Source organism: Ensifer adhaerens (assembly GCF_020035535.1).
Classification (GTDB): domain Bacteria; phylum Pseudomonadota; class Alphaproteobacteria; order Rhizobiales; family Rhizobiaceae; genus Ensifer.
Genome location: NZ_CP083349.1, coordinates 2,501,350 through 2,514,672, shown reverse-complemented (window position 1 = coordinate 2,514,672; position 13,323 = coordinate 2,501,350). Strand labels below are relative to the sequence as shown.

The 13,323-nt window shown below is 63.9% G+C and carries 10 protein-coding genes; 1 reads left to right on the top strand and 9 read right to left on the bottom strand.

Features of this window, described 5'->3' with window-relative positions; all coding sequences use genetic code 11:
• Nucleotides 1-87 precede the first annotated feature (87 nt).
• The 9 genes from LAC81_RS12335 to LAC81_RS12295 form a co-directional block, all read right to left on the bottom strand.
• Nucleotides 88-1,719, bottom strand: coding sequence for an ABC transporter ATP-binding protein (locus tag LAC81_RS12335; RefSeq protein ID WP_223725019.1), 1,632 nt, complete (start codon nucleotides 1,717-1,719; stop codon nucleotides 88-90).
• A complete protein-coding gene (locus tag LAC81_RS12330; RefSeq protein WP_113540393.1) occupies nucleotides 1,712-2,539 on the bottom strand; it encodes an ABC transporter permease in 828 nt (275 codons plus the stop codon). Before LAC81_RS12330 ends, LAC81_RS12335 begins: the two co-directional genes overlap by 8 nt.
• Nucleotides 2,536-3,648, bottom strand: coding sequence for an ABC transporter permease (locus LAC81_RS12325; RefSeq protein WP_113540460.1), 1,113 nt, complete (start codon nucleotides 3,646-3,648; stop codon nucleotides 2,536-2,538). The genes LAC81_RS12330 and LAC81_RS12325 overlap by 4 nt, the downstream gene beginning before the upstream one ends.
• Nucleotides 3,648-5,237, bottom strand: coding sequence for an ABC transporter substrate-binding protein (locus LAC81_RS12320; protein ID WP_223725018.1), 1,590 nt, complete (start codon nucleotides 5,235-5,237; stop codon nucleotides 3,648-3,650). The genes LAC81_RS12325 and LAC81_RS12320 overlap by 1 nt, the downstream gene beginning before the upstream one ends.
• 399 nt (nucleotides 5,238-5,636) lie before the next feature.
• Nucleotides 5,637-6,419 (bottom strand): carnitinyl-CoA dehydratase, encoded by a 783-nt coding sequence (locus tag LAC81_RS12315; RefSeq protein WP_223725017.1) that lies wholly within the window; start codon nucleotides 6,417-6,419, stop codon nucleotides 5,637-5,639.
• Nucleotides 6,420-6,424: 5 nt separating this feature from the next.
• Complete coding sequence (locus LAC81_RS12310; RefSeq protein WP_223725016.1) at nucleotides 6,425-8,488, bottom strand: acetate--CoA ligase family protein; 2,064 nt, start codon at nucleotides 8,486-8,488, stop codon at nucleotides 6,425-6,427.
• 4 nt (nucleotides 8,489-8,492) lie between these two features.
• A complete protein-coding gene (locus tag LAC81_RS12305; RefSeq protein WP_113540389.1) occupies nucleotides 8,493-9,653 on the bottom strand; it encodes an acyl-CoA dehydrogenase family protein in 1,161 nt (386 codons plus the stop codon).
• 139 nt (nucleotides 9,654-9,792) lie between these two features.
• On the bottom strand, nucleotides 9,793-11,286 hold the full coding sequence (locus LAC81_RS12300; protein ID WP_223725015.1) for a carnitine 3-dehydrogenase: 1,494 nt from the start codon (nucleotides 11,284-11,286) through the stop codon (nucleotides 9,793-9,795).
• Between the two features lie 17 nt (nucleotides 11,287-11,303).
• Nucleotides 11,304-12,206, bottom strand: coding sequence for a 3-keto-5-aminohexanoate cleavage protein (locus tag LAC81_RS12295; RefSeq protein ID WP_223725014.1), 903 nt, complete (start codon nucleotides 12,204-12,206; stop codon nucleotides 11,304-11,306).
• A 108-nt stretch (nucleotides 12,207-12,314) separates the two neighbouring features.
• Between LAC81_RS12295 and LAC81_RS12290 the strand changes: the two genes are divergently transcribed.
• Nucleotides 12,315-13,286, top strand: a complete 972-nt coding sequence (locus LAC81_RS12290; RefSeq protein ID WP_113540386.1) for a GlxA family transcriptional regulator — start codon at nucleotides 12,315-12,317, stop codon at nucleotides 13,284-13,286.
• Nucleotides 13,287-13,323: the final 37 nt, after the last annotated feature.

Sequence of the window (13,323 nt, the reverse complement as noted above, 5' to 3'; positions counted from 1 at the left end):
CAGAGTTGCGCCGTGCGGAATGCTGGGGGCAGAAAAGCCGACCGCCTGGGCGGCGGTCGGCTTCCCTTTCAGATCATTTCGATGGTTTCAGTTGCCGGCGCTTTCCATGCGCCGGGTCTTCAAGACACGCTCCAGCCAGCCGATCTCCATTTCCGGAACCGACTTGAACAAGAGGTCGGTATAATCGTCGAAGGGCGGTGACAGCACCTTCGACTTCGGCCCGAACCGCACGAGGCGGCCGCGATGCATGACCGCGACGCTGTCGGCGATTGCCCGCACGATGGCGATGTCGTGGGTGATAAAGACATAGGAAACAGCGGTTTCCTCCTGAAGCTTCAAAAGCAGATTCAGGATGCCTTCGGCCACCAGCGGGTCGAGTGCGGAGGTCGGTTCGTCGCAGAGGATCAGCTCCGGCTTGGCCGCCAGGGCGCGTGCGATCGCCACGCGCTGCTTTTGCCCGCCGGAGAGTTCCGCCGGATAGCGATCAAGGAAGCGGCTGCCCATCTCGATCTGGTCGAGGAGCTCGTTCACCCGCTCCGTCTTCTTCTGGCCGTGCAGGCCGAAGTAGAAGGAGAGCGGACGCCCGACGATGTCGCGCACCGTCTGGCGCGGGTTCATCGCCGTATCCGCCATCTGGTAGATCATCTGGATGCGGCGGAGTTCGTCGTTGCTGCGGCCCTTCAAGGCCCGCGGCAATTCCTTGCCCTCGAAGGTGATGCGGCCCTCGCTCGGCGGCAGAAGGCCGGTGATGACGCGGGCAAGGGTGGATTTGCCCGAGCCGCTCTCGCCGACGATCGCCAGCGTCTGGCCCTTCGGCAGATGCATCGAGACATCGTGCAGCACCTTGAAGCCATTGCCATAGCCAGCGCTGATATGCTCGATCTTCAGCTGCGCACCCGTCTGGTCGGGCGCCTCGTCGCGCTTGGTCTGGCGGACGCTGACGAGCGCGCGGGTGTAATCCTCCCGCGGCGCTTCGATGATCTGCTGGGTAGCGCCGTATTCCACCGTCTTGCCGTGGCGCAGCACCATGATGTCGTCGGAGATCTGGGCGACCACGGCGAGATCGTGGGTGATGTAGAGCGCCGCCGTGTGCGTCTCTTCGATCGCATGCTTGATCGCGGCAAGAACGTCGATCTGGGTGGTGACGTCGAGCGCTGTCGTCGGCTCGTCGAAGACGATCAGTTCCGGATTGGGGCAGAGCGCCATGGCGGTCATGGCGCGCTGCAGTTGCCCGCCGGAGACCTGATGCGGATAGCGTTCGCCGAAGGTTTCCGGATTGGGCAGGCCCAGCACGCGGAAAAGATAGAGCGCCCGCTTCTTCGCTTCGTCGCGGCTCATGATGCCGTGGCGCAGCGACGCCTCGATCACCTGGTCACCGAGCCTGTGCGCCGGGTTGAAGGCGGCAGCGGCCGACTGTGCGACATAGCAGACGCGGGCGCCGCGGATCGAGCGGATGCCGTTCTTGTCGAGTGTCAGGAGATCCTTGCCGTCGAGTAGGACCTGGCCGCCGGTGATGCGCACGCCGCCGCGGCCATAGGCAAGGGCCGATAGGCCGATCGTCGACTTGCCGGCGCCGGATTCCCCGATGAGCCCGAGTACCTTGCCCTTCTGCACGTCAAAGGAGACGCCCTCGACAAGGGTGACAACCTTGGGCGGCTCGCCCGGCGGGTAACTGGTCGCTTCGATCTTGAGGTTCTTGACGGAAAGCATCTCAGGCATCGCCACGTCCTCCCTTGAGGCTGGAGGTTCTCTTCATCAGCCAGTCGACCACGAGGTTGACGCAGATCGCGAGCGTGGCGATCGCCGCACCCGGGATCAGTGCCGCCGAGATGCCGAAGATGATGCCGTCCTTGTTGTCCTTGACCATGCCGCCCCAGTCGGCAGCCGGCGGCTGGATGCCGAGGCCGAGGAAGGAGAGGGTGGAGAGAAACAGGATGGAGAAGGCGAAGCGCAGGCCGAATTCGGCCAAGAGCGGCGACAGCGTGTTCGGCAGGATCTCGCGAAAGATGATCCAGAGCGAACCTTCGCCGCGCAGCCTCGCCGCTTCGACGAACTCCATGACCGCGACATCGAGTGCGACGGCGCGACCGATGCGAAACACGCGGGTCGAGTCGAGTACCGCCATGACGAGGATCAGGATCCACAGATGTTGCGGCAGCACGGCAAGGACGACGAGGGCGAAGATCAGCGTCGGGATCGCCATCATCAGGTCGTTGAAGCGGGAGAAGAGCTGATCGGTGAGGCCACCGACGACGGCGGCCGTGAAGCTCAGGAGCATGCCCAGCGAGAAGGAGAGCACGGTTGCCGCCAGCGCCACGAAGATGGTGGTGCGGGCGCCGTAGATCAGACGCGAGAGCAGGTCGCGGCCGAGATTGTCGGTGCCGAGCAGGAAGTCGCCGCCGGCCGGAAGCCAGACGTCGCCGACGACGTCGCGTTCGCCGAAGGGAGCGATGACCGGTGCGAAGACGGCGCAGAAGATCGCAATCGCAATGCCGGCGATGCCGATCCAGGCGCTGATGGGGATGGATCTCAGGTTCATCGCGGATGCCTCAGTCTCGGGTTGGCGATGATCGCGAGAATGTCGGCCGCCATGTTCAGGAAGATGTAGAAGGCGGCAAAGATCAGACCGCAGGCCTGAACGACCGGCATATCGCGCACGGTCACCGCGTCCACCATGTATTGGCCCATGCCCGGGTAGACGAAGACCACCTCGACCACGACCACGCCGACAACGAGATAGGCGAGGTTGAGCGCAATCACGTTGATCACCGGCGCCACCGCATTGGGGGCGGCATGGCGCGCGATGATGCGGAACATGCTGAGACCCTTCAGTTCCGCCGTCTCGACATAGGCCGAAGACATGACGTTGAGGATCGCCGCGCGGGTCATGCGCATCATGTGGGCAAGAACGACGAGAACGAGGGTCGCGACCGGAAGCGCGATCGCCGAGAGACGTTCGGTGAAGCTCATGCTGTCATAGACGGTCGCGGGGAAGGTCGCGACGCCGTACTTCACGGCAAAGAACATGATCAAGAGATAGCCGACGAAGAACTCCGGCAGCGAGATCGCCGCCAGCGAGACGACGTTGATGATCTTGTCGGGCAGCCGGTTGCGGAACTGCACCGCCAGCATGCCGAGGCCGACGGCGAGCGGCACGGAAACGAGTGCTGCGAAGAAGGCAAGGAACAGCGAATTGCCGAGGCGCTTGCTGATCTGTTCGCCGACGGAATTCTTGCTCGCCCAGGAGGTGCCGAAATCGCCTTGTACCGCACCGCCGAGCCAGGAGAGGTAGCGTTCGGTCCAGGGCCTGTCGAGGCCGAGATCCTTGCGGATGTTTTCGACCGCCTGGGGCGTTGCCGACTGGCCGAGATAGGTGGTGGCGAAGTCGCCGGGAAGCGCTTCGATGCCGCCGAAGATCATCAGCGACACGGCGAAGAGCAGGCCGACGCTCAAGCCGAGGCGCTGCAGGACGAGCGCCGCGAGAGGGCGGCGGAAGGTGAAGCGCCGCCAGAAGGTGCCGCCGATTTCGCCATCGGTGGCAGGATTGGGTTTTGCTGGTACTCCGGAAAGTTCGGCAGGCCGCGGATGCGTTGCATCCGCGGTCCCATCCGTCGGAACCGGACCAGTAAGCGGTCCGCTTTCCATCATCATGCGTCCAGCCACACCCGGGTTGCGACATAGCCGTTCGACATGTCGTTGCCGATATCGTGCACATAGCCCTTCACCTGCTTGGTGGAGGCGTTCACGAAGTCGTTGAACATCGGCAGGATCAGGCCGCCTTCGTCACGCACCATCATGGCCATGGTGCGGTACATGTCCTTGCGCTTGGCCTCGTCGAGTTCCGAGCGGGCCTCCAGCAGGATCTTGTCGAAATCCGGACGCTTGAAGCGGGTGTCGTTCCAGTCGGCGGTCGACAGGTAGGCGGTGGAGTACATCTGGTCCTGGGTCGGACGGCCGCCCCAGTAGGAGGTGGAGAAGGGCTGCACGTTCCAGACGTTCGTCCAGTAGCCGTCGCCCGGCTCGCGCTTGACCTCGATCTCGATGCCCGCCTTCTTGGCGCTTTCCTGGTAGAGCACGGCCGCATCGACCGCGCCCGGGAAGGCGACGTCGGAGGTGCGCAGCAGTACCGGACCGCTGTGGCCGGACTTCTTGTAGTGGAAGGCCGCCTTGTCCGGATCATAGGCGCGCTGCTCGATGCCTTCGGGGAAGAGGGCATAGGTGTCGTTGATCGGGAAGTCGTTGCCGACCTTGCCGTAGCCGCCAAGGATGCGCTGGACCATGGTTTCGCGGTCCATCGAATACTTCAGCGCCATGCGCAGGTCGTTGTTGTCGAAGGGTGCGGTGTTGCAATGCATGATGAACACGTAGTGGCCGCGGCCGGAGGTGTTCAGGATCTCGACCGTCGGGGCCTTCTTCAGAAGGTTGACCGTCTTCGGGTCGACACGGTTGATGAAATGCACCTGGCCGGAGGACAGTGCTGCGATGCGGGCCGTCGCATCGTTCATGGCGATCAGCTCGACCGAATCCACGTAGCCGCGGTCGGTGCGCCAGTCGTCGGCATTCTTCTCGAAGGTGGCGCGAACGCCCGCCTCGAAACTCGTCACCTTGAAGGGCCCGGTGCCGATCATGGCGTCCGGTTTGTCGATGCCGCCATTCGGCTGAATGATAAGGTGGTAGTCGGACAGCAGCAGCGGCAGGTCGGCATTGCCTTCCGTCAGCACCAGCACCAGCTTGTCGCCATCGGCCTTGATTTCCTTGATTGACTTCATCACGCCGAGCGCGCCGGATTCCGACTTTTCGTCGGTGTGGCGCTGCAGAGTCTTGATGACGTCGTCGAGGGTCAGTTCCTTGCCGTCATGGAACTTCACGCCCTTGCGGATGGCGAAGGTCCAGGTGGAGGCGTCTGCCGACGGTTCCCAGGATTCGGCAAGCGCCGGCACCGGCGCGCCGGTCGTCGGGTGGCTTTCGACAAGCATGTCGCCCCAGTTGCGGCCGACGACGAACATGAACTGCGAAAGCGCCTTGGCCGGATCCTTCGAATCGGTTGCAGCCGCCCCTTCGAGACCGAGCTTCAGGTGACCGCCGCGCTTCGGCTCTTGTGCTGCTGCACTGGTGGCAAACAGCGTGCCTGCCGTCGAGCCGAGAATGCCGGCAGCGGCTGCGCGGCCGAGAAACTCGCGGCGGTTCATCTTGCCGAGCATGACCTGTCGTGTGAGGTAATCCTTGTAATCGCTCATTCCCCTGTTCCCTTCTGTTGTCGGCATTCGCCGTTCGTTGTGGTTGGTAGAGATTGCTGCGCACAGCCATTGTATCAGATGGCTTCGGATCGGCCCGGATCGGCCGCTTGTTGTTGGTTCGAGTGCCTGTTCTCCTTCCCCAGCCGGGGGCGTCTTTCGCTCAGATCGATAAACGTAATCGCTGGAACTCTTCTTGTAACGCCCTAAATTACAATTTATTTCCATAAGCTTGGCTTATGGGTGCGTGTTTGATGGCGCGCAGGTTTGCCTCGCGCGTCTCGTCACGTCATCATGCCGGTCGCCCGGCTCTGTTCCCTGCGCCGCCAAGCCTGGCGGCGTCTGACCGGGGCGGGCTGCGGGCGGAAAACCGCCCACATTTTTCCTCATTTCGCTCCCGCTTTAGCGACCCTTCCAGACGGGGTCGCGCTTCTCGGCGAAGGCGCGCGCGCCCTCCAGCTGGTCTTCGCTCGAATAGAGAATGTCGACGGTCTTGAACTGGCGTTGGGTGATCTTGTTCATGGTCGTCTGGAAGGCCTCGCCCTCGGCGGCGCGCACCACTTCCTTGATCGCGGCATAGACGAGCGGCGGGCCGCTTTCGAGCAGGCGAGCAAGCTCCCAGGCCCGCTCCATCAATCTGCTCGCCGGCAGGATTTCGTTGACGAAGCCCCAGCGGTGGGCTTCCGCCACGTCGAGCCAGCGGCCGGTGAGCAGCATGTCCATGGCGATGTGATAGGGGATGCGCTTCGGCAGCTTGATCGAGGCGGCGTCGGCGACCGTGCCGGAGCGGATCTCGGGGAGCGCGAAGGTGGCGTGTTCTGCCGCCAGGATCAGGTCGGTCGAAAGCGCGATCTCGAGGCCGCCGCCGCAGCAGATGCCGTTGACGGCTGCTATGATCGGCTTGTTGAGGTCGCGCAACTCCTGCATGCCACCGAAGCCGCCGACGCCATAGTCGCCATCGACCGCGTCGCCATCAGCCGCCGCCTTCAGGTCCCATCCCGGACAGAAGAATTTTTCGCCCGCGCCGGTGATGATCGCAACCCTGAGCGTATCGTCGTCGCGGAAGTCGCGGAAGATCTCGCCCATGACACGGCTGGTTTTCAGGTCGATGGCATTGGCCTTCGGCCGGTCGATCGTGACTTCGAGGATGCCGCCTTCGCGGCGCGTGAGGATCGGTCCGGTCATGAGGGTCAGTTCCTCCGGCGAATGAGAGCGTCGGCGGCAACGGCACCCTGGCCGTTCGGCAACACCATCAATGGATTGATATCGAGTTCTTCGAGTTTCGAAGCGTTTGCAACGACATAGGATGCCGCTGCGGCGACAGCGTCGGTCAAAGCGGCAAAATCAGCGGCAGGCGCGCCGCGATAGCCGTCGAGCAGCTTGCGGATCTTCAGCCCGCCGATCGCCTCGCGGATCGCTTCGGGTGTCGTCGGCAGCGTCAGGATGGCGGAATCATCGAGCAGTTCCACAAGGATACCGCCGGCACCGATGGTCAGGACAGGACCAGCGACGGGGTCACGCATGGCGCCGATGATCAGCTCGGCGACGGGCTTGCCCACCATCTTTTCGACGAGGTAGCCGGAGGCGACCCCGGCCATGGCCTTTGCCGCGATAAAGACCTCATCGCGGCTCGCGAGATTGAGCTTCACAGCACCCGCCTCGGTCTTGTGGGCGACGCCGAGGCCCTTGAGCACGACGGGGAAACCGAGTGCCTCGGCGGCGTTGGCTGCCTCTTCAGCGCTTGCCGCGGTCTTGCCCTTCGGCACGGTGAGGCCGGCGGCAGCAAGCTCCACCTTTGCCTCATGTTCGCTGAGGGTGACGGCTTCACCATCATCGACCCCAATGCCGTCGAGCAGGCGAGGCGGGGCGGGCTTTGCCCAGGCAGCGCCGATGTCAGCAGCGGTCTCGATCGCCGCCAGCGCCTCCTCGATGCCGAAGAAGGGCACGATGCCGGCCTTCATCAGAAAGAGGGCGGTCGCTTCCGGCATGTTCTCGCCGAGGCTGGCGACGATGCCGGCGCGGGCGCCGGCCGCTCTCGCCGCGTCGATCACCGCGTGGCAGGTTGTTTCCCAGTCGGCCGGGTCGCAGCGGTCGAGACGGGGGAAGTCGAGCACGAGCAGATTGATCGCGTAGCCGCCCTTCATCATGGCGGTAAAGGCGGTCGTCTGCTTCTCGCGGTTGCCCCAGACGAAGGTGTGGTAGTCGAGCGGGTTGGCGATCGTCACCATCTCGCCGAGCGCGTCCTTGAGCGGCTTCTTCTGCTCGTCGCGCAAGGGTCGGTAGTTCACCCGGTAACGTTCGCCGGCGTCGGCCATCAGCGAGGCCTCGCCACCGGAGCAGCTCATCGAGGAGATGTCTCGGCTGGCAAGCGGGCCTGCCACATGCAGGAGCTTCAGCGTTTCCAGAAGCGCCGGCAGCGTATCGACGCGCCCGATGCCGAGGCGGGCAAGAAGTGCCGAGGAGACGCGGTCGTTGCCGGCGAGCGAGGCGGTGTGCGACACGGTCGCAAGCTGTGCCGCCTCCGACTTGCCGATCTTCAGCGTCACGACCGATTTGCCGAGTTCACGGGCGCGGGTCGCCAGTCGCTCCAGCGCTGCCATACTGTCGAAGCCTTCGATATGCAGGCCCACGGCGGTGACGCGCGGATCTTCGAGCACGGCGCAGGCGATATCGGACAAGCCCGTCTGCGCCTGGTTGCCGGCGGTCATGATATAGGCGAGCGGCAGGCCGCGCGTCTGCATCGAGATGTTGCAGGCGATGTTGGAGGACTGCGTCAGGATGGCGACGCCCTTTTCGACGCGTTGCATGCCGTGCTGGTCCGGCCAGAGCAGGGCGCCGTCCAGCATGTTGATGAAGCCGTAGCAATTGGGCCCGACGATCGGCATGTCGCCGGCAGCAGCGACCAGCGCCTCCTGCATGTCGTTGCCGTCGTCGAGCTCGCTTGCCGCCTCGCGGAAACCCGAGGCGTAGCAGACGGCGCCCCCCGAGCCGCGGGCCGCGAGATCGCGGATGATATCGATCGTCAGCTGACGGTTGACGCCGACGAAGGAGGCATCCGGTGCGCCCGGCAGTTCCGTCACCGAGCGGTAGCACTTGCGGCCGAGGATCTCGGCCTCACGCGGGTGCACCGGCCAGATCTCGCCGGTAAAACCCATCTTGTCGCATTGTTCGATGACGCGCCGGGCCTCCTTGCCGCCGAAGACGGCGATGGTGCGCGGGCGGATGAGGCGGTCGAGGGAGCGGGGAGTGGCCATCCCGTCACGCCCCCAGCGGCCGCAGCAGGTCGCGGCTGATGATGTGGCGCTGGATTTCGGACGTGCCGTCCCAGATGCGCTCGACGCGAGCGTCGCGCCAGAAGCGGGCGAGCGGCAGGTCGTCCATCAGGCCCATGCCGCCGAAGATCTGGATCGCCTCGTCGGTGACACGGGCAAGCATTTCTGTGGCATAGACCTTGGCCGACGCGATCTCGCGGTTCGACGGCAGGCCGTTGTCGAGCCGCCAGGCGGCCGACAGCGTCAGGAGGTCGGCGGCGTCGATCTCGGTGATCATGTCGGCGAGCTTGAAGGAGACGCCCTGGTTGGCGCCGATCGGCTTGCCGAACTGCTTGCGCTCGGCGGCGTAATTCAGCGCGTAGTCGAAGGCGCGACGGGCGCGGCCGACCGAGGTCGCCGCCACTGTCAGGCGCGTAGCGAAAAGCCAGTCGTTGGCGACGTCGAAACCCTTGTGCACTTCGCCGAGGATCTGGGCAGAGGGCAGGCGGCAATCGTCGAACGTCAGGATGCAGTTGTTGTAGCCGCGGTGCGAGACGGAGCTATAGCCCTTGCGGATCTCGAAGCCGGGCGTGCCGCGGTCGACGAGGAAACAGGTGATTTTTTTCTTCGGGCCGCGCGGCGTATCCTCTTCGCCGGTCGCGATGAAGACGATGACGAAATCGGCAATGTCGGCATGGCTGATGAAATGCTTGGTGCCGTTGACGATCCAGTCGTCGCCGTCCTTGCGGGCAAAGCACTTCATGCCGCGCACGTCGGAGCCGGCATCCGGCTCGGTCATCGCCAGCGCATCGAACTTGTCACCTTTGACGGCCGGCAGCAGATATTTCTCGCGCTGCTCGGCGTTGCAGGCCATCAGGATGCCCGAGGGGCGGCCGAAGAATACCGTCAGGCCCATGGAGCCACGGCCGAGCTCGCGCTCGACCAGCGTGAATGAAGTGTGGTCGAGGCCGGCGCCGCCGACTTCCTCCGGGAAGTTGCAGCCGAAGAAGCCGATCTCCTTGCATTTGCGGGCGATTTCCTGGCCGAGCTCGCGCGGCACCACGCCGGTGCGCTCGACCTCGTCCTCGTGCGGATAGATTTCCGTTTCGACGAAGCTCCTGACCGTATCGACGATCATCTGCTGTTCTTCGGTCAGTGCGAAATTCATTGTGTTGTTCCCCTCGTTTTCGCGCCGCTGACGGCGGTGCCGCAAACGATGGCCGCCTCCTCAAGCGTCCTTCAGCTGCGGTTTGCGGCTCCGCCGAAGGGCGAAGCTGCCTGTTGTCGCTGGCCTGCTATTGTTGCGGTCAGGCGCGCTTCTGGCCGACGAAGCGGCCAGCGCCTTCTGGCGTCGGCAGCTTTGCATGGGCTTCGGTGATCGCGCGGAGCTTGCTCAGCACCTTCTCAGGCGCGGCGACCGACTTGCCGGCCTTGCTGTCGACATGCAGCATCATCTGCTCGGCAGTGGCGACGGCCTCGTTGGTCGCGGCGTTGTAGATCGTCGAGAAGATGTGCAGGCGCTTTTCGTCCGATGACAGGATCTGGCAGGTCGAATAGAGCGCCTCGCCGAGCTTGGCTTCGCCAAGGTTCCGGATGTGGGTCTCGACCGTGTAGTAGCTGTGACCGTCGCGGACATATTCGAGGTCGACGCCGATCAGGCGCAGCACGCCGTCGGAGGTGTCGCCGAAGACCTGCAGATAGCGGTGCTCGGTCATGTGGCCGTTGTAATCGACCCAGGCAGCACTGACCTTGGTGTCGAGGATGTGCAGCGGCTTGACGTCGCCGAGATCGGCTTCCGGCTTCTTGGCGTTTGCCCAGAGCTTGGCCTCGAAGTCGGCGAGCAGCTTGCCGGCCCCCCAGCCTTCGCCGCCGTTGCCGGATTTCAGCGCATGCATGATGCCGACGAGGTTTTCGTCGCGGATGCGTTCGAGCTCGCGGATCGAGCGGCCGGCGGCCTGCGCGTCCGACTGGGCGCCGATCTTTTCGACCAGTGCATCGTCGAGGTCGACGACGTCGGTGAACTTCGTCCAGGGCCATTTCAGGCAGGGGCCGAACTGGGCGAGGAAGTGGCGCATGCCGGCCTCGCCGCCGGCGATACGATAGGTCTCGAACAGGCCCATCTGCGCCCAGCGCATGCCGAAGGAGTAACGCATGACGTTGTCGAGCGTTTCGGTATCGCAGATGTCGTCCTGGATCAGCCACAGAGCCTCGCGCCAGAGCGCTTCGAGCAGGCGGTCGCCGACGAAAGCCTCGATCTCCTTGGCGATGACAACGCCCTTCATGCCGATCTGCTCGACGCCCTGCATGGCGCGTTCGATCGTCGCCTTGGTCGTCTTCTTGCCGCCGACGAGCTCGACGAGCGGCAGCAGGTAGACGGGGTTATAGGGATGCGCCACGAACATGCGTTCCGGGTGGTGCATCTCGGCCTGGAGATCGGAGGGCAGCAGGCCCGAGGTGGAGGAGCCGATCAGCGCATCGGGGCGCGCCGCCGCATCGATCTTGGTGATGACGCCGCGCTTCAGCTCCAGCCGTTCCGGCACGCTTTCCTGAATCCAATCAGCGTCCTGTACGGCTTCCTCAATGCTCTTGCAGAAGGTCAGTTTGCCCTTCGGCGGCAGCGGCGCCATCGTCAGCATCGCATAGGCGCGCTCGGCATTGGCCATGACTTCGCCGATGATGCGCTCGGCTTCCGGATGCGGATCGAAGATCTTCACGTCGATGCCGGCAAGCGCGAAACGCGCCACCCAGGCGCCACCGATGACGCCGCCGCCGACACAAGCTGCTTTGGTGATAAAGCTCATGATTGTTCTGTCCCTGCTCAGCGCTTCGTCAGCTTCAGTTTCTCGCGGACCTCCTTCGGCCCTATGATCTTGGCGCCCATGCCCTCGATGACGCCGACGGCCTTTTCGACGAGCTGGCCGTTGGTCGCGAGCTGGCCCTTGCCGATATAGAGGTTGTCCTCAAGGCCGACGCGAACGTTGCCGCCGGCAAGGACCGCTGCCGCCGGATAGGCAAGCGCATTGCGACCGATGGAAAAGGCCGAGAAGGTCCAGTTGGCAGGCACGTTGTTGACCATGGCCATGAAGGTGTTGAGGTCGTCAGGCGCGCCCCACGGGATGCCCATGCAGAGCTGGATCAGGACCGGATCCTCGATCAGGCCTTCCTCGACGAGCTGCTTGGCAAACCAGAGATGGCCGGTGTCGAAAGCCTCGATTTCGGGACGGACGCCGAGCGCGGTCATCTGGCGGGCCATTTCGCGCAGCATCGACGGCGTGTTGGTCATGACATAATCGCCAAGCGAGAAGTTCATGGTGCCGCAGTCGAGCGTGCAGATTTCCGGCAGGCATTCGGCCACATGCGCGACACGCTCGGTGGCGCCGGCCATGTCGGTGCCTTTCTCGTTGAGCGGGAGCGGACTTTCGACGTTGCCGAAGATGAGGTCGCCGCCCATGCCGGCGGTCAGGTTCAGCACCATGTCGACATCGGCAGAGCGGATACGGTCGGTTACTTCCTTGTAGAGATCGAGCCTGCGGGCAGGGGCTCCGGTCTCCGGATCGCGGACGTGGCAGTGGACCACGGCAGCGCCGGCCTTGGCCGCCTCGACCGCCGCTTCGGCGATCTGTTTCGGAGTGATCGGAACATGGCTGGACTTTGAAACGGTGTCTCCCGAGCCGGTGACGGCACAGGTGACGAATACCTCGCGGTTCATGCTGAGCGGCATTGCTGTCTCCCTTTTATTGACCCCATTACGAGCCAAGAAGGGTCGTTCTGCTTTTCATTATCGGATCCATCCTATACATTATCGGTGACAACGCGGAGAAGTTTGGGCATGGATCAGGACGTTTCGCAGGTGCAGCATGTCGATATCCTGGTGCTGCCGGAGACCAATCTGATCCTGGTTGCCTCCGTCATCGAGCCGATGCGCGCGGCCAACCGCATTGCCGGGCGACCGCTCTACGACTGGACGATCTACAGCCCCGACGGCGCGCCGATCGAAACGAAGAGTGGCATTCCCATTCCGGTCTCCGGCATCTTCCGTCCGCAGCGCGAGACGTCGCCGCTCTTCATCCTCTCAAGCTACAACTGGCAGCGCAGCGCCACCTCGCAGCTGAAGATGCTGCTCTCGCAGACCGCCCGGCACCGCGACCTGATGGCCGGCATCGAATCCGGTTCCTGGCTGCTTGCCGAGACCAGCCTGCTCGACAATTTCAAGGCGACCACGCACTGGGAGGACTTCGAGGATTTCACCACCAGCTATCCGCAGGTGACGATGGTGCGCGAGCGCTTCGTCATCGACGGCAAGCGCATTACGACTGGCGGCTCGCTGCCGACGCTCGACCTGATGCTGGAGCTGATCCGCCGGGCGCATGGCTATTCGCTGGCGCTCGAAGTCTCGCGGCTCTTCATCTACGAACAGGAGCGCACCCGCGGCGATCTCCTGCAGATGCCCGCGATCGGCAACATGCGCATCCTCGATCCGCGCGTGGGTGCTGCCGTCAAGCTGATGGAGGAGACGGTGGAGGCGCCGCTAACGCTCGCAAGGCTCGCCCGCCGCATCGGCGTCAGTACCCGCCACCTGCAGGATCTTTTTCGCGACACAATGGGCGTTGCCCCGCATGAGCATTATCTGGCGCTGCGCCTCAATGCGGCGCGGCGCAAGGTGATCGAGACACGGCTGGAATTTGCAGACATCGCCGCGATCTCGGGCTTCAACTCGTCGTCTTCCTTCTCGCGAAGCTACCGGGCGCATTACCGCGAAAGCCCGAGCGAGACGCGCAGACGTCTGAAGCTGAAAAGCTGAGCGCCTCTTCAAGTGCTGATTCAAGCGGGAAAGTCAG

What these genes read in the sequence shown, in the direction of transcription:
- LAC81_RS12320 (WP_223725018.1), bottom strand. Translation starts at nt 5,237, where the DNA reads ATGAGCGATTACAAGGATTACCTCACACGACAGGTCATGCTCGGCAAG.
- LAC81_RS12305 (WP_113540389.1), bottom strand. Translation starts at nt 9,653, where the DNA reads ATGAATTTCGCACTGACCGAAGAACAGCAGATGATCGTCGATACGGTC.
- LAC81_RS12295 (WP_223725014.1), bottom strand. Translation starts at nt 12,206, where the DNA reads ATGCCGCTCAGCATGAACCGCGAGGTATTCGTCACCTGTGCCGTCACC.
- LAC81_RS12330 (WP_113540393.1), bottom strand. Translation starts at nt 2,539, where the DNA reads ATGAACCTGAGATCCATCCCCATCAGCGCCTGGATCGGCATCGCCGGC.
- LAC81_RS12325 (WP_113540460.1), bottom strand. Translation starts at nt 3,648, where the DNA reads ATGATGGAAAGCGGACCGCTTACTGGTCCGGTTCCGACGGATGGGACC.
- LAC81_RS12335 (WP_223725019.1), bottom strand. Translation starts at nt 1,719, where the DNA reads ATGCCTGAGATGCTTTCCGTCAAGAACCTCAAGATCGAAGCGACCAGT.
- LAC81_RS12315 (WP_223725017.1), bottom strand. Translation starts at nt 6,419, where the DNA reads ATGACCGGACCGATCCTCACGCGCCGCGAAGGCGGCATCCTCGAAGTC.
- LAC81_RS12300 (WP_223725015.1), bottom strand. Translation starts at nt 11,286, where the DNA reads ATGAGCTTTATCACCAAAGCAGCTTGTGTCGGCGGCGGCGTCATCGGT.
- LAC81_RS12290 (WP_113540386.1), top strand. Translation starts at nt 12,315, where the DNA reads ATGGATCAGGACGTTTCGCAGGTGCAGCATGTCGATATCCTGGTGCTG.
- LAC81_RS12310 (WP_223725016.1), bottom strand. Translation starts at nt 8,488, where the DNA reads ATGGCCACTCCCCGCTCCCTCGACCGCCTCATCCGCCCGCGCACCATC.